Source organism: Kitasatospora sp. NPDC059827 (assembly GCF_042731675.1).
Classification (GTDB): Bacteria; Actinomycetota; Actinomycetes; order Streptomycetales; family Streptomycetaceae; genus Kitasatospora.
The window spans coordinates 1-14,977 of the sequence record NZ_JBHWIV010000105.1; the positions used below are offsets into that span (position 1 = coordinate 1).

Annotated in this window: 15 protein-coding genes and 1 pseudogene; 10 read left to right on the forward strand and 6 right to left on the reverse strand. The window is 73.5% G+C overall.

The annotated features are described in order from the left end of the window. Positions 1 to 223 precede the first annotated feature (223 nt). From ACFV8H_RS36845 to ACFV8H_RS36855, 3 genes are all read left to right on the forward strand, one after another. A complete protein-coding gene (locus tag ACFV8H_RS36845) occupies positions 224 to 631 on the forward strand; it encodes a helix-turn-helix domain-containing protein (protein WP_380408528.1) in 408 nt (135 codons plus the stop codon). Positions 632 to 633: 2 nt separating this feature from the next. Further along, the gene (locus ACFV8H_RS36850; protein WP_380408530.1) at positions 634 to 1,200 is read left to right on the forward strand and encodes a hypothetical protein; all 567 of its coding nucleotides are present in this window, start codon (positions 634 to 636) and stop codon (positions 1,198 to 1,200) included. Positions 1,201 to 1,322: 122 nt separating this feature from the next. Beyond that, the gene (locus ACFV8H_RS36855; protein WP_380408532.1) at positions 1,323 to 1,664 is read left to right on the forward strand and encodes a DUF2516 family protein; all 342 of its coding nucleotides are present in this window, start codon (positions 1,323 to 1,325) and stop codon (positions 1,662 to 1,664) included. A 131-nt stretch (positions 1,665 to 1,795) separates the two neighbouring features. Here ACFV8H_RS36855 and ACFV8H_RS36860 read toward each other — a convergent pair whose 3' ends face one another. Next, a complete protein-coding gene (locus tag ACFV8H_RS36860; RefSeq protein ID WP_380408534.1) occupies positions 1,796 to 3,313 on the reverse strand; it encodes a PP2C family protein-serine/threonine phosphatase in 1,518 nt (505 codons plus the stop codon). Positions 3,314 to 3,552: 239 nt separating this feature from the next. Here ACFV8H_RS36860 and ACFV8H_RS36865 point away from each other — a divergent pair, with 239 nt between their 5' ends. Continuing rightward, on the forward strand, positions 3,553 to 4,113 hold the full coding sequence (locus ACFV8H_RS36865; protein ID WP_380408560.1) for an O-acetyl-ADP-ribose deacetylase: 561 nt from the start codon (positions 3,553 to 3,555) through the stop codon (positions 4,111 to 4,113). Between the two features lie 236 nt (positions 4,114 to 4,349). On the opposite strand, the gene ACFV8H_RS36870 is transcribed toward ACFV8H_RS36865, so the two are convergent. After that, a complete protein-coding gene (locus ACFV8H_RS36870) occupies positions 4,350 to 5,183 on the reverse strand; it encodes a class I SAM-dependent methyltransferase (RefSeq protein WP_380408535.1) in 834 nt (277 codons plus the stop codon). A 227-nt stretch (positions 5,184 to 5,410) separates the two neighbouring features. Here ACFV8H_RS36870 and mshA point away from each other — a divergent pair, with 227 nt between their 5' ends. Both mshA and ACFV8H_RS36880 read left to right on the forward strand, forming a co-directional pair. Continuing rightward, positions 5,411 to 6,778, forward strand: coding sequence for a D-inositol-3-phosphate glycosyltransferase (mshA, locus tag ACFV8H_RS36875; protein WP_380408537.1), 1,368 nt, complete (start codon positions 5,411 to 5,413; stop codon positions 6,776 to 6,778). A 98-nt stretch (positions 6,779 to 6,876) separates the two neighbouring features. Beyond that, positions 6,877 to 7,419: a YbjN domain-containing protein gene (locus ACFV8H_RS36880; protein WP_380408538.1), complete on the forward strand. Its 543-nt coding sequence runs from the start codon at positions 6,877 to 6,879 to the stop codon at positions 7,417 to 7,419. Between the two features lie 16 nt (positions 7,420 to 7,435). Here ACFV8H_RS36880 and ACFV8H_RS36885 read toward each other — a convergent pair whose 3' ends face one another. Then, on the reverse strand, positions 7,436 to 8,734 hold the full coding sequence (locus ACFV8H_RS36885) for an MDR family MFS transporter (protein WP_380408540.1): 1,299 nt from the start codon (positions 8,732 to 8,734) through the stop codon (positions 7,436 to 7,438). 149 nt (positions 8,735 to 8,883) lie between these two features. On the opposite strand from ACFV8H_RS36885, the gene ACFV8H_RS36890 reads away from it, so the two are divergent. Then, the gene (locus ACFV8H_RS36890; RefSeq protein WP_375881490.1) at positions 8,884 to 9,642 is read left to right on the forward strand and encodes a phosphoglyceromutase; all 759 of its coding nucleotides are present in this window, start codon (positions 8,884 to 8,886) and stop codon (positions 9,640 to 9,642) included. An 81-nt stretch (positions 9,643 to 9,723) separates the two neighbouring features. Here the strand turns inward: ACFV8H_RS36890 and ACFV8H_RS36895 are convergent. Further along, positions 9,724 to 9,942: pseudogene (locus ACFV8H_RS36895) on the reverse strand (tyrosine-type recombinase/integrase); the annotation flags it as partial. 75 nt (positions 9,943 to 10,017) lie between these two features. Here ACFV8H_RS36895 and ACFV8H_RS36900 point away from each other — a divergent pair. Both ACFV8H_RS36900 and ACFV8H_RS36905 read left to right on the forward strand, forming a co-directional pair. Continuing rightward, positions 10,018 to 10,827: a protein phosphatase 2C domain-containing protein gene (locus tag ACFV8H_RS36900; RefSeq protein ID WP_380408542.1), complete on the forward strand. Its 810-nt coding sequence runs from the start codon at positions 10,018 to 10,020 to the stop codon at positions 10,825 to 10,827. Positions 10,828 to 11,462: 635 nt separating this feature from the next. Continuing rightward, positions 11,463 to 12,059, forward strand: coding sequence for a lytic polysaccharide monooxygenase (locus ACFV8H_RS36905; RefSeq protein WP_380408543.1), 597 nt, complete (start codon positions 11,463 to 11,465; stop codon positions 12,057 to 12,059). 85 nt (positions 12,060 to 12,144) lie between these two features. Here ACFV8H_RS36905 and ACFV8H_RS36910 read toward each other — a convergent pair whose 3' ends face one another. Both ACFV8H_RS36910 and phoU read right to left on the reverse strand, forming a co-directional pair. Continuing rightward, entirely contained in the window at positions 12,145 to 12,324 is a 180-nt protein-coding gene (locus ACFV8H_RS36910; RefSeq protein ID WP_380408545.1) for a hypothetical protein, read from the reverse strand. Positions 12,325 to 12,490: 166 nt separating this feature from the next. Continuing rightward, positions 12,491 to 13,180 carry a phosphate signaling complex protein PhoU gene (phoU, locus tag ACFV8H_RS36915; protein WP_375881498.1) on the reverse strand — a complete coding sequence of 230 codons (690 nt, stop codon included), beginning with the start codon at positions 13,178 to 13,180 and terminating at the stop codon, positions 12,491 to 12,493. 306 nt (positions 13,181 to 13,486) lie between these two features. Between phoU and ACFV8H_RS36920 the strand changes: the two genes are divergently transcribed. After that, entirely contained in the window at positions 13,487 to 14,977 is a 1,491-nt protein-coding gene (locus tag ACFV8H_RS36920; protein ID WP_380408546.1) for a sensor histidine kinase, read from the forward strand.

A 14,977-nucleotide genomic window follows, 5' to 3' on the forward strand; every position in this document is an offset into this window, starting at 1 on the left:
GGTGATTTTCAGACCGCCAACGGCGCCCAACACCCCACCATCAGGGTCGGCGGTCGGAAAATCACCCAGCCCCCGGAGCACCCACCCCCGGAACCGCCCCCGGCGTCACCCACCCTCCCGAGAGCCCACCCCCGAACCAAAGCCCCGCGCAGCGGCCCCCACCCGCTAGCCCCCAGCTAGCATCCTGCTTGCAATTGCAAGCAGGATCCCGCACCCTGTCCCCATGGCCTCACTCAACGTCGCCTCCCTGGGCGAGTACATCCGCGAGCAGCGCCGCAACGCGCAGTTCTCGCTGCGCCAGCTGGCGGAGGCCGCCGGCGTGTCCAACCCGTACCTCAGCCAGATCGAGCGAGGGTTGCGCAAGCCGAGCGCGGAGATCCTGCAGCAGATCGCGAAGGCGCTGCGGATCTCGGCGGAAACGCTGTACGTCCAGGCCGGGATCCTGGAGGAGCGGCGGGGCGAGGGCCTGGAACTGCGGGCCTCGATCCTGGCCGATCCGCTGATCAACGAGCAGCAGAAGCAGGCGCTGCTCGCGGTCTACGACGCCTTCCTCAAGGAGAACGCCGCCTCGGCCTCCACCCCGACGACCGACGGCGCGGCCACCCAGAACACCCACCGGGAGGACCGGTAAGCATGCCGATCACCGACGAGATCAAGAAGACCCTCACCGACCCGACCCCGCTGTACGCCCTGGCCGGCGCCGGGGACCTCGCGTACGAGAAGCTGCGCGAGGTGCCGGGCCGGGTCGAGGCCCTGGCGGCGGACCGCCAGGGTGCCCAGGAGAAGGCGACCGCCAGGCTCCACGAGGCGCAGGAGCTGCTGGCCGGCGCCCCGGCCAAGGTCACCGGGGCCGTCACGGCCTTCCCGACCGACCTCAAGGTCCTCCAGGAGCGGGCCCAGGGCTTCGCCCTGCAGCAGGTGGCCCGCGCGCTCGAGCTGGCGGTCCGGGCCAAGGAGACCTACGACGAACTGGCCGAGCGCGGCAAGGTCGTCGTGGACAAGGCCCGCCCCCACACCGACGCCGACGCCACCCACGTCCCCGTCGACCCCGCCGTCGACCCCGCCTTCGAGACCGTCTTCGAGGCCGCTCCCGTCGAGGCCGAGCTGCTGGACGACCCCGCCGCCCCGGCGGACCCCGCCGCCCCCGCCCCGAAGAAGCCCGCCAGGCCCCGGAAGAGCACCCCCTCCGCCACGGAGTGACCGCCGCCCGCCGCCCCGGGGCACATCCACCGGCGGCGGGACGTTCACACCCTGCGGGCGGCCGCCGTGCCAGGATGGGCGGCGGCCGGGGCGCAGCAAGCCGAGAGACGTAGGAGACCGCGATGACCGGAGTGTTCCAGATCCTGGCCTTTTCCTACCTGAACTCGTTCTGGTGGATGGCCGTCGCGATCCTGGGCTACAAGTTCTTCGCGCTGATCGACGCGGCCACCCGCCGCGAGGACGCCTACCGGGCGGCCGACAAGAAGACCAAGGGCTTCTGGCTGGCGGTCCTCGGGATCAGCTTCGGGTGGGACCTGCTGTTCGGGGCGAACTTCCTCGGCAGCATCGGCACCCTGGCCGGCCTGGTCGCCTCGATCGTCTACGTGGTGGACGTCCGCCCCGCGATCCGGGCGCTGACCGGCGGTACCGGCCGGAGCAACACCGGCCCGTACGGCCCCTGGTAGGCCGACCCCACGGACAACGCCGCGGCCCGGGAGGGCAGTTCGCCCTCCCGGGCCGCAGCGTGTCCGCGGCATTGTCCGCGGCGCTGCCCGCGACGTGCCCGCGACGTGCCCGCGGCGCGTCCGCAGCCGCCTCAGCCGAGGATCAGCTGCACCGGGTTGCGCTCCAGCAGCAGCACCGCGACGTCGTCCGTCAGCGCCCCGCCGTTCAGCTCCTCGACCTCGGCGATCGCGCTGTCGACGAGCCGGCCCCGGGTGAGCCCGGCGGACTGGTGGTCGGCGATCAGGTCGGCCAGTCCGTCCTGGCCGAGGCGCCGCGACCCGGCCCCGACCCGGCCTTCGATCAGCCCGTCGGTGTAGAGCAACAGCCGCCAGCCGGGCTGGAGTTCGACCTCGTGGGCGGGCCAGGCGGCCCCGCCGTCGTGGCACGGCAGCAGGCCGAGGGCGGGCCCGGCGTGGTCGGCGGGCAGGGTGGCCGGGGCGTGGTCGCGGCCGAGCAGCAGCGGCGCCGGGTGCCCGGCGAGGTAGAGCCGGGCGCGTTCGCCGGTGCCGAGCGAGTCGAGGTCGGTGGTGCCGCCGGGCTCGATGACGAGCATGCAGAGCGTCGCGAAGATCTCGTCGCTGCGCCGTTCGTGCTCCAGCACGTGCTGGAGGGTGGTGAGCAGGGTCTCGCCGGTGAGGCCGGCGAAGACCAGGGTGCGCCACGCTATCCGGAGTGCGACGCCGAGCGCGGCTTCGTCGGGGCCGTGGCCGCAGACGTCGCCGATCACGACGTGGACGGTGCCGTCGTCGGTGCGCACGGCGTCGTAGAAGTCGCCGCCGAGCAGGGCGCGGCGGCGGCCGGGTCGGTAGCGCCGGGTGAAGGAGAGTCCGGCGCCGTCGAGCAGCGGGGTGGGCAGCAGGTGGCGCTGCAGCCGGGCGTTCTCCTGGCCGCGCAACTCGGCCTCGACCAGGCGGCGCTGGGACTCGTCGGCGCGCTTGCGTTCGACCGCGTAGCGCAGTGCGCGGGCCAGCAGCGGGCCGTCGGTCTCGTGTTTGAGCAGGAAGTCCTGGGCGCCCGCGGCGACGGCGGCGGCGCCGAGTTCGGCCCCGGCGGCGTCGGTGAGCACCACGACGGGGATGTGCGGGGCGCGGCGCAGCAGTTCGTGCAGGCCTTCCAGGCCGTCCGAGGGGTCGGACGGGTGCGGCAGGTCGGCGGGGGAGGCCAGGTCGAGCAGCACGCAGCCGAACTCGCCGCCGCGGGAGCGTCCGCGCCGGCCGGCGGGGGAGGACTGGGCGAGCAGCTGGGTGGCCTGTTCGAGGCCGCGGGCCCAGTGGATCTCGATCGAGGTGCCGCTGTCGGCGACGGCCGCCTTGATCAGCTGGGCGTCCGAGGCGTCGTCCTCGATGACGAGCAGCCGCAGGGGTGCGACGGCGCCGTCGGCGGGTCCGTCTCCGGGCGCGGGGGCGTGAGCGGCTCCGGCGGGGCGGGAGGGGCGGCGGGTGCCGTGCGCGGTCCGGGTCGGCTGCGAGCGGGGGTGGGGTATCGGGGGAGCGGCCGTGGCCGGGCCGGTGGTGGCCGGGCGGGTACGGGCATGGCCGACGGGGGCGCCGTCGTGGGCGCCCGGCAGGTCCGCGGCACCAGGTGCCCGCCCGTCTCCCGTTGCGGGCATCGGTGGTTCCTCCCTTTCCCCGCCTGCGTAACGGCCGGCGTCCGTCCGCAGTGCCCGCCTGGCACCGCGCGTCGGGGAACTTCTCGCGACCATAACGTGATCTCCGGGGATTTCTCTGGCCGACCGGCGCCGTTGTGGCTATTGCCACGCCGGTGGCGGTGTGGTGATCGGATTCGGACGACGGCTCGGATCCCGGCCCGGCGGCTGCCGGGCGGGTCCGGGGAAGGGGGTAGGTGGTGGTGACGCGGATCACCCTGGTCGAGGGTGACATCACGGCACAGGAGGTGGACGCGGTGGTGAACGCGGCCAACTCCTCGCTGCTGGGCGGCGGCGGGGTGGACGGCGCGATCCACCGCCGGGGCGGGCCGCAGATCCTGGAGGAGTGCCGCCGGCTGCGGGCCTCGCACTGGGGCAAGGGGCTGCCCACCGGGCGGGCGGTGGCGACCACGGCCGGGCGGCTGCCGGCCCGCTGGGTGGTGCACACCGTCGGGCCGGTGTACCTGGCGGAGGAGTACGAGGAGCGGGCTGGGCTGCTGGCCTCCTGCTATCGCGAGTCGCTGCGCACGGCGGCCGGGTTGGGCGCGCGCACGGTGGCCTTCCCGGCCGTGTCGGCGGGGATCTTCGGCTGGCCGCCGGCGGACGCGGCCCGGATCGCGCTCGGCACCGTCGCCGAGGTGCTGGGCGGCGGTGACGTGCTCGCGGGCGCGGAGCTGGCGGAGGTGCGGTTCGTGCTGTTCGGGGCGGAGATGTACGAGGTGTTCGAACGGGCCCGGGAGGAGCTGCTCGGGCAGGGGGGCTGACGGGCGCGGTGCGCGCCGGGCGGCGTGTGGTGTCGCCGCCCGGCGGTCTCCATCGTGACGTGACGAGGCGTCAACACGCCAGAGATATTCGATAACTCGTTCGAGTGAATGAGGCGCGTCGCTCACCAGCCCGGCCCCGTCGGGCCCCCAGCGGGCCCGCGGGAACCCCGTCCGGGCCCCGCCAGAACTGGGCCCCGCAGAACCCTGGCCCGGCAGAACCCGGGCCCGGCCCCGCCCTACGGGGCGAGCGCCGTCCAGGGCAGCGTGACCTCGCCCTGCCGCCACCGCCCGCGCGCGTCCACCAGCGGCCAGCTGCCCGCCAGCGCGGTGCAGGCCGCCACCCAGCGCTGCCGCGCCCCGAACGCCCCGTACGGCGCGGCCGCCGCCCAGGCCCGGTCGAAGTCGGTCAGGAAGGCGTGCACCGGCCGCCCCGGCACGTTGTGGTGGATCAGCGCCTTCGGCAGCCGCTCGGCCAGGTCGGAGGGCTGCACCAGGCCGCCCAGCCGGGCCGCGAAGGTCACCGTCCGGGGCCCTTCCGGCCCCAGCGCGACCCAGACGTGCCGCCGCCCGATCTCGTCGCAGGTGCCCTCGACCAGCAGCCCGTCCGGGGCCAGCCGGGCGCACAGCCGCTCCCACACCCCGGCCACCGCCGACTCCTCGTACTGCCGCAGCACGTTGGCCGCCCGGATCAGCTGGGCCGGCCCGCCGCCGTCCAGCGGCACCTCGAAGCCGCCGCGCCGGAAGGTGAGCAGCGGCGGCTCGGCGTACGGCAGCGCGGCCGCGACCCGTTCCGGCTCGATCTCGATCCCGACCACCCGGACGTCCGGCCGCACCGTGCGCAGCCGTCCGGCCAGCTCCACGGCCGTCCACGGCGCCGCGCCGTAGCCGAGGTCCACCGCGACCGGGGGCCGCTCGGCGGCGCGCAGCGCCCGGCCCAGGGTGTGGGCGATCCAGCGGTCCATCCGGCGCAGCCGGTTGGTGTTGGTGGTGCCCCGGGTGACCGTTCCGACCGGCCGTCCGGTCCGGCCGCGGGCGGGCGCGGCGGTCGCGGGGTCGAAGGAGGCAGCCATGCCCAGAAGGGTAGTCGGCGGTCGCGGGGCCGGGCGTCCCCCGGCCTGAGCTGGGCGGATGCCGGCCCGGCGGACCGGTCGCCGGGAGCGGGAATGCCGGACGCCCGCCGAGTGGTTGGCACACTGGTGGTGATGTGTGCCCGGACGGGGCAGCGCACACCGGACATGTGGCGGGCCCGTTCACGCGGACCGCCGAGACGGGCCGCACACGAGGAGGCTTCAGCCAGGTGATCCAGCACCCCGTCCGTTCGGTACGCCGTGCCCAGTCCGCGACGCCCGCGCGCGGCCGGCTCCAGTCGCTCGTCCCGGGCCGTCGCCGCCCGCGCCGGATAGCCATGCTCAGCGTGCACACCTCGCCGCTGCACCAGCCCGGCACCGGCGACGCCGGCGGGATGAACGTCTACATCGTCGAGCTGGCCAAGCGCCTGGCCGAGCTCAACATCGAGGTCGAGGTGTTCACCCGGGCGATCTGCTCGGACGACGCGCCGACCGTCGAGCTGGCCCCCGGCGTGCTGGTCCGGCACGTCACCGCCGGCCCGTACGAGGGCCTGGTCAAGGAGGACCTGCCGGCCCAGCTGTGCGCCTTCACCCACGGCGTGCTGCGCACCGAGGCGGGCCACCGCCCCGGCCACTACGACCTGGTGCACTCGCACTACTGGCTCTCCGGGCAGGTCGGCTGGCTGGCCGCCCAGCGCTGGGGGGTGCCGCTGGTGCACACCATGCACACCATGGCGAAGGTCAAGAACGCCGCGCTGGCCGAGGGGGACACGCCCGAGCCCGCGGCCCGGGTGATCGGCGAGACCCAGGTGGTCGAGGCGGCCGACCGGCTGATCGCCAACACCACCGAGGAGGCCGCCGAGCTGGCGCTGCACTACGCCGCCCGGCCGGACCAGCTGGCCGTCGTCCACCCCGGGGTCAACCTGGACGTCTTCCGCCCTGGCGGCCCGCGCGCCGGGTCCGAGGCCCGGGCGAGGCTGGGCCTGCCGCAGGACGCGGCGGTGCTGCTGTTCGCGGGGCGGATCCAGCCGTTGAAGGCGCCGGACGTGCTGCTGCGGGCGGTCGCCGCGCTGCTGGAGGCCCGTCCGGGGCTGCGCGAGCGCCTGGTGGTGCCGGTGGTCGGCGGGCCGTCCGGCACCGGGCTGGCCCGGCCGGAGAGCCTGCACAAGCTCGCCGCCCAGCTCGGCATCGGCGACGTGGTGCGGTTCCACCCGCCGGTCGGCCAGGAGCGGCTGGCGGACTGGTACCGCGCGGCGACGGCCCTGGTGATGCCCTCGTACAGCGAGTCCTTCGGCCTGGTGGCGCTGGAGGCCCAGGCCTGCGGCACCCCCGTGGTGGCGGCCTCGGTCGGCGGCCTGCCGGTCGCGGTGCGGGACGGCGAGTCCGGCAGCCTGGTGCAGGGCCACGACCCGCTGGCCTGGGCGCGTGCGCTGGAGCCGTACGTCACCGACCCGGCGCTGGTCGCCCGGCGCGGGGCGGCGGCCGCCCGGCACGCGGCCGCCTTCGGCTGGGACACCGCCGCGGCCACCACCGCCGAGGTCTACGCCGGCAGCCTGGCCCGCCCGGCCGGCCGGCTGGCGGTGGCCCGGCGCCGCTGAGCGCCGGCGTCCGGGCCGGGCGGCGTCCTGGCCCGGTGCTGCGCCCTGGCCGGGTCGGCGGCTGCGCGCCGGGGGTACCGCCGAGTAACGTCACCCCCATGGCAATCCGCACCAAGGACGAGGCCCTGACCCTCCTGCGCACCGCCCTGGACGACGCCGGGGTGGCCTGGGAGCCGGCCGCCGCCGACCCGTACACCCTGGTGGCGACCCTCCCGGGCACCCGCAAGCTGAACACCGCCTGCGCACTGCGGGTCGGCGACCACACCCTGTCGGTGAACGCCTTCGTGATCCGCCGCCCGGACGAGAACCACCAGGCGGTCTACCGCTGGCTGCTGGAGCGCAACACCCGCCTCTACGGCGTCGCGTACGCGGTGGACGCGCTCGGCGACGTCTACCTGGCCGGCCGGCTGCCGCTGGAGGCGCTCACCCCGGACACCGTCGACCGGCTGCTCGGGACGGTGCTGGAGAACGCGGACGAGCCCTTCAACACCCTGCTGGAGCTGGGCTTCGCCTCGGCGATCCGGCGCGAGTGGGAGTGGCGCACCAAGCGCGGGGAGTCCACCCGCAACCTGGCCGCCTTCGCCCACCTGGCCGCCCCGGCCGCCGACACCCCGGCCGCCGGCACACCTGCGGCCGACTGACCGGGGCGGGCGGCACTCAGGCGTCGGCCGGGGCCTTCGCCGGCTCCGTAGCAGGGACCGTCACCTCGGTCGCCCGGTCCGTTACGGCCGTCGACCGGGTGCGGCGGGCCAGTGCCACGTGCCCGAACGCCGCCACGGTGCCGCAGACCCCACAGGCGCCCCACAGCACCCCGGCACCGAAGTATTGGAGCACCACGCCGCCGACCCCGGGGCCGAGGAACAGGGCGAGCGACCAGGAGAGCGAGTAGACGCCCTGGTAGCGGCCGCGGGCCTGGGCCGGCGACAGTTCGGCGACCAGGCCCATCATGGTCGGTGTGCTCAGGACCTCGCCGACCGTCCATACCGCCACCGAGAGCGCGAACAGCCAGGCCGAGGAGCCGGCCAGGGCCGCCAGTCCGAAGCCCCAGCCGGTCAGCAGGCAGCTGGCGATCAGCAGACCGGTCCGGGAGCGGCCCTCCACCCAGCGGGTGAGCGGGATCTGCAGGATCACGATCAGCAGCCCGTTCAGCCCGATGACCAGCCCGTATTCGGTGGCGGTGATCCCCGCGGCGCCCATGTCGACGGGCAGGGTGGTGCTGCTCTGCTGGAAGACCAGCGCGAGCAGCAGATTGAGTCCGACCACCGCCATGAACGGGCCGTCGCGGAACACCGTGCCGAGGCCGATCGCGGGCCCGTCGCCGGTCTTCTCGGCCGTAGGCGGTTGCACGGGCCTGGTCTCCGGGATCCGGATGAAGATCACCACCGCGCAGATCAGGGTGGAGAGCGCGTCCAGGAGGAAGAGCGTGAGGTAGCCCTGGGTGGCGATCACCCCGGCCACGGCGGCGGAGAGGCCGAAGCCGATGTTGATCGCCCAGAAGTTCAGGGAGTACGCCCGGACCCGGTCCTCGGCCGGGACGAGGTCGGCGATGATCGCCGAGGTGGCCGGCCGGGTCGCGTTGTTGCACAGGCCGACCAGGAAGGCCACCACGGCGATCGCCACCTGGCCGTCCACGAAGCCGAGCACGGCGGTGGACGCCGCGGTGCCGAGCTGGGCGGCGACAAGCGTGGGACGGCGCCCGATCCGGTCGGCCAGCACGCCCGCGCCGACCGCCGCGACGGCCGAGCCGAGGCCGAAGAGCGAGGCCACCAGGCCCGCGTAGGAGGCCGAGTACCCGCGTTCAGTGGTCAGGTACAAGGACAAGAACGTGATCACGAAGGCGCCGAGCTTGTTCACCAGCGTGCTCACCCAGAGCCACCAGAACTGCCTCGGCAGCCCGCCCACCGTCTCGCGCACCAGTCTTCGGATCCGGGGATTGGCGGCCAGGGCGACGAGCATGTGGGGGCTCCCGAGGGCAGGCGTCCGCCGGGCGGCGCGGGCGGGCCCGACCGCCCGACGCATGTAAGTGGCAGATAAGCGCTGCACACATTACTCATCCCCCGAGGTGCCCACCAGGGGTTTTCCCGCCCTCCACTAAGCTGGGCGCCATGGCTGACACGACCTACCGACTCATCCTGCTCCGTCACGGCGAGAGCCAGTGGAACCAGAAGAACCTCTTCACCGGTTGGGTCGACGTCGACCTCAACGAGAAGGGCGAGAAGGAGGCCGCCCGCGGTGGCGAGCTCCTGGCCGCCGAGGGCCTGTTCCCCGACGTGGTGCACACCTCGCTGCTGCGCCGCGCCATCCGGACCTCGCAGATCGCCCTGGACAAGGCCGACCGCCACTGGATCCCGGTCAACCGCAGCTGGCGCCTGAACGAGCGCCACTACGGTGCGCTCCAGGGCAAGGACAAGGCCCAGACCCTGGCCGAGTTCGGCGAGGAGCAGTTCCAGCTCTGGCGCCGCTCCTACGACACCCCGCCGCCGGTGCTCGCCGACGGCGCCGAGTACTCGCAGGCCGGCGACGCCCGTTACGCCGACATCCCGAGCGAGCTGCGCCCGCGCACCGAGTGCCTCAAGGACGTCGTCGACCGGATGCTCCCGTACTGGTACGACGCCATCGTCCCGGACCTGGCCGCCGGCAAGACCGTCCTGGTCACCGCCCACGGCAACAGCCTGCGCGCGCTGGTCAAGCACCTCGACGGCATCTCCGACGCCGACATCGCCGGCCTCAACATCCCGACCGGCATCCCGCTGGTCTACGAGCTGGACGCCGACTTCAAGCCGCTCGCCAAGGGCGGCCGCTACCTCGACGCCGACGCCGCCGCTGCGGCCATCGAGGCGGTCAAGAACCAGGGCAAGAAGTAACCCACCTGGCGAAACGGCCCCCCACCTGCGCGTTTGGCGCTGGTGAGGGGCCGTCTTCACTCCCGGGCCGTCTATGGGCCGTCAGCCTTCGTGATCTTGGGGATTGAAGACCCCTTCGATCGCCTTGCGGGCCCGGTGCCGGCTGTCCGGCATCAGGTGGGCGTACACCCGCAGCGTCAGCCCCGGATCGGCGTGGCCCAGGTACTCGCTGACGGTCTTGATGCTCTCCCCGGCGTCCAGCAACACCGAGGCGAAGAAGTGCCGGAGCGCGTGCATCCCGTGCTCCCGGGCGGACGCGTAGGACTCCCACGCTCATCTCCTGCCGTTACGACCCGCAGACCCGTCACTCCGATCTACCGACACGAGGGCTGACAGATGCGCGTCTCCATCGCTACCGCTCCAGGTGGCGCAAACCCGAACGAAGACTGGGTGGCGGCCACGCCCACGCTCGCCGTCGTCCTGGACGGCCTGAGCACGGCCGGGCTGGACACCGGATGTCGTCACGGCGTCCCGTGGTACGTCGCCCAGTTGGGCGGCCATCTGATGGCCGCGCTGGCGGAGCCCGGCCGGCCGCTTGCTGACGGACTGGCGCAGGCCCTCGACCAGGTCGCCGCGCTCCACCCCGGATGCGACCTCGGCAATCCCGGCACACCCTCGGCAACGGTCTCGATCCTGCGGGCCGGTGCCGAGCACTTCGACTACCTGGTCCTCGCCGACTCGCCGATCGTCTTCGAGCGGGCGGACAACTACCAGGTGGTCACCGACCTGCGGGTGGACACCGTGGTGCCCGAACTCCGTGCCGAGACGGAACGGTTCGCCACCGGCACGCTGGAGCACTCCGAGGCCGTCCGCCGGATGGTCAAGGCCCAGCGGCTCACTCGAAACACCCTGGACGGCTACTGGGTGGCAGCCTCCACCGGCGAAGCGGCACACCATGCGGTCACGGGAGCGGTGCCACTGGCCGATGTCCGGGCGGCGGCCGTCCTGTCCGATGGGGTCTCGCGACTCGTCACCGAGTACCGTGCCGCATCATGGGCGGACGCCTTCGCGATGCTTCGGGAGGCTGGCGCCGACGGGCTGATCTCGGCGGTGCGGAAGGTTGAGGCCACGGACCCGGATGGGCTTCGCTGGCCCCGTTTCAAGTCCGGCGATGACGCCGCCGTGGCATTCTGCCGAATGCCCTGAGCGAGGCCGGCTCAGGCCGCAGCCCTAGCGTGATCACGATCCATGAACGGAGAACCCTGCTCGTGAACCATCATGAACTCTTGGCCGCTCTGCGCGAAGCCGGGGTGAGTGGCAGCTCATACGGGCTCACAGTGAGAGACCTACCGAGCTCCAAGTACATCCAGGAGTCAATCCCGGTCCTCGTGGAGAAGGCCGACGGCGGGTGGACGATCGAGGCCTGGGAACGCGGTAGTCACTGGATCGAGGCGAGTTTCGACAACGAGGCGGAGGCCTGCGCGTATCTCTACGCCTATCTTGTGCCGACGGCTCGGCCCCAGGTCGGAGCCCCTTGATCAGGCCCGAAAAACCGACAGGCCAGACCCAGGGCAAGAAGTAACCCGCTTGCCGGCGAGGCCCCGTTCCCGGTTCGCCGGGGGCGGGGCCTGTTTCGTTCAACCGGCCGGTGTGGGGCGGGAGTTGGGATGGGCTCGAAAATGGTTCAGACCATTGACGGGCGGTGGCGCCGACTCCTACCGTGAGGGCACCGGGCTGGCGCAGGCATGCCAAGGATTCCCCCATGTCGCGGCCGCCGCACCCCCAACGCGCGCGCGTCTGCGCCCCGGCGCACTCTCCATCCACCCCCACGGAGGAGCACCATGCGCACACGTCATCTGGTCGGGGCGGCCGTCGCCGCGCTCGCGATCCCGCTCACCCTGGCCCTCCCGGCCCAGTCGCACGGCTTCATCACCACGCCGCCCAGCCGCGCCGCGCTCTGCGACGAGAGCGCGAACGCCGTCCCGTGGGACTGCGGGGACATCCAGTGGGAGCCGCAGAGCGTCGAGGGGCCGAAGGGCTTCCCGGCCGGCGGGCCCTCCGACGGCACCATCTGCGCCGGCGGCAACTCCCGCTTCGCCGAGCTGGACGACCCGCACGGCGGCGCCTGGCCGGCCACGCCGGTGACCGCGGGCCAGCAGCTCACCTTCACCTGGAAGTTCACCGCCCGGCACGCGACCACGGACTTCCGGTACTACCTGACCAAGCCGGGCTACGACGCGAGCCAGCCGGTCACCCGGGCCAACCTCGACCTGACGCCCTTCCTGACCGTCCCCTACGGCGGGCGGCAGGTGCCGGGCACGCTCAGCCACACCGCGACCCTCCCGAGCGGGCGCACAGGGCATCAGGTGGTCGTCTCGGTCTGGACGATCGCGGACACCGGGAACGCCTTCTACTCCTGCACCGACGTCCAGTTCTGACGGCTCCGGAACGGCCGGGCGGGCGTCCCGGGGTGCACGACCGCGCACCCCGGGACGCCTCGGCAGCTGTCCCGGCAGCCGTGTCTCAGTGGCCGCCGCAGCAGCCGCCGGCGGCGCCGCCGCACTGGCAGGGCGCGCCGGACTGGCAGCCGCAGCCGCAGCCGGGGCCGCAGCCGCAACCGGCCGCGAGGACGGGCAGCAGCTTCGGGGCGGGCGGCTCGACGGTGTGGTGGGCGGATGCCGGTCGGGTCGGGTTGGCCTTCATCGAGCTCTTCCCTCCTAGTGACGGGAACACTCCGGTGCCCCCACCGTTGAGTGAAGCGGCCGTTCGGAGGGAGCGTCAACAGGCGCGCAGTGGTGGGGCGTCCGGAAATCCGTGCACCCGCACCACCCTCGCCACAGGTTTACTCACCCCCGGGGGTGAGCGGCGCTCACTCCGCCCCGGCTGCCTCGGCCGCCTCGGTGGCGGCCACGAACTCGGCCACGTGCTCGCCGGTCACCAGGTACACGACGCGCTTGGCCACGGACACCGCGTGGTCCGCGAAGCGCTCGTAGTAGCGGCCGACCAGGGTGATGTCGACGGCGGTCTCGATGCCGTGGTGCCAGCGCTCGTCGATCAGGTGCGACAGCAGCTCACGGTGCAGGGCGTCGATCCGGTCGTCGTCCTGCTCCATCTCCAGGGCCTTGTCGACGTCCTTGGTGGCGATGACCAGGCCCGCCTTGGCGACCAGGCGCTGGGCGAGCTGGCCCATCTCCAGGACGGTGGAGTGCAGGTCGGCGGGCACCGCCGAGTCCGGGTAGCGCATCCGCGCGACCTTGGCGACGTGCCGGGCGAGGTCCCCGCAGCGCTCCAGGTCGGCGCTCATCCGCAGCGAGGTGACCACGATCCGCAGGTCGGTGGCGACCGGCTGCTGCCGGGCGAGCAGGTCGATGGCGCGGTTCTCGAGCTCGTGGTGGAGCTCGTTGATCTTCTCGTCGGCGGCGATCACGCTCTCCGCCAGCGCCAGGTCCGCGTCCAGGAGAGCGGTGGTGGCCCGGCCCAGGGCCGACCCGACCAGCCGGGCCATCTCGACCAGGCTGTCGCCGATCGCATCGAGTTCCTCGTGGTACGCGTCGCGCATGTTCTCTCCTCAGTAGCTGTGTCGGTGGCGGTGCCGACCGGTCAGCCCGTCCGACCATCGTTCCGGTGTCCGGGTGACCGCTGCTGGTGGCGCGAATGGTACGCGCACACCCGAGACCGTGGCCGCCGTTCGGCACACCGATCTCTCCCACACGGGCTGCATGGCCAACTCTGTGCCGTTCGGGCGACGGCGCACGGCCGGTGCGGTGAATCGGCAGCTACGTGGAGGTGAATTCTCGGCAACGCCTGGTCGATGCCTTGACCCAGCCCTTGGGGAGTGGCCAGGCCGTGCGCTTACGCTGGCCACATGGACGTGAACGTGGCCGCTGCCGCTGCCTGCGCCATAGCCGGGCTCGGTGTCGGCCTCACCGCCTCCATCGCCTTCCGTTGGAGCGAGCGCGAGCAGGCCAAGGGCAAGTACACCAGCGGCAAGCAGTACGGCCGGTACCAGACGCTGGGCACCGGCACCCCGGAACCCCCGCTGCCGCCGGGGGTCGACACCGTGCTCTCGGTGCTCCGCTCCTGCGCGATCGTGCTGGGCGAGGGCGACGAGGTGGTCAAGGCCAGCTCGGCCGCGTACGCGATGGGTCTGGTGCGCGGCGGCGCGGTCGCCGTGGACCAGATGCTGGCCCTGGCCCGCGCCACCCGCCGGGACGGCGAGATCCGGCAGGTGGAGCTGGAGCTGCCCCGCCCCGGCGCGGCCCGCGCGTCCGAGCCGCTCGCGGTCTCCGTCCGGGTCGCCCCGTTGGGCTCCCGGCTGGTGCTGGTGCTGGTCGAGGACCAGACCGAGCGCCGCCGGGTGGAGGCCGTCCGCCGGGACTTCGTGGCCAACGTCAGCCACGAGCTCAAGACCCCGGTCGGCGCCCTGTCGCTGCTCTCCGAGGCGGTCGCCGACGCGTCGGACGACCCGGAGGCGGTGCAGCGCTTCGCCGGCCGGATGCAGGTCGAGGCGACCCGCCTGGCCAGCCTGGTGCAGGAGATCATCGACCTCTCCCGGGTCCAGGACGACCGGCTGATGGTCGACCCGGAGCCGGTCGCGGTGGACGAGCTGATCGCCGAGGCGATCGACCGCTGCCGCCAGCAGGCCGCCGCCAAGCAGATCCTGATCGCGGCCGGCGGGATCGCCGGGCTCTACCTGCACGGCAACCGCGGCCAGCTCGCCGCGGCGCTCGGCAACCTGGTGGAGAACGCCGTCAACTACAGCCCGCCCCGCACCCGGGTGGCCATCGCCACCCGCCGGATCTCCAGCGCCGCGGCGCTCGGCGAGGCGGACGGCGAGCTGATCGAGATCTCGGTCACCGACCAGGGCATCGGCATCTCCGAGAAGGACCGCGAGCGGGTCTTCGAACGCTTCTACCGGGTCGACCCGGCCCGCTCCCGGCAGACCGGCGGCACCGGCCTCGGCCTGTCCATCGTCAAGCACGTCGCCGCCTCGCACGGCGGCACCGTCTCGGTGTGGAGCGTGGAGGGGCAGGGTTCGACCTTCACCATCCGCCTGCCCGCCGGCCAGGCCCCCGCCGACGCCCCCGACGAGGACTTCGACGACGACCTGGACGACGACCTGGACGACGACCCGGGCGAGGACTTCGACGACGACCTCGACGCCGTCGACGCCGCGCCGGACCACGACGAACCCCGCAGCGCACGCCGCGACGAGCCCGGTGCCGACACCGTCGGGCCCGCCACGGCACCCCGGACCCTCACCGCGGACCGCACCGACCGTGCGGCCCGTTCGCTCCCTGCCGGGGAGCGGGAACAACCCCTGACAAAGACAACCCAGCTTGCCCCGGAGGCCTGA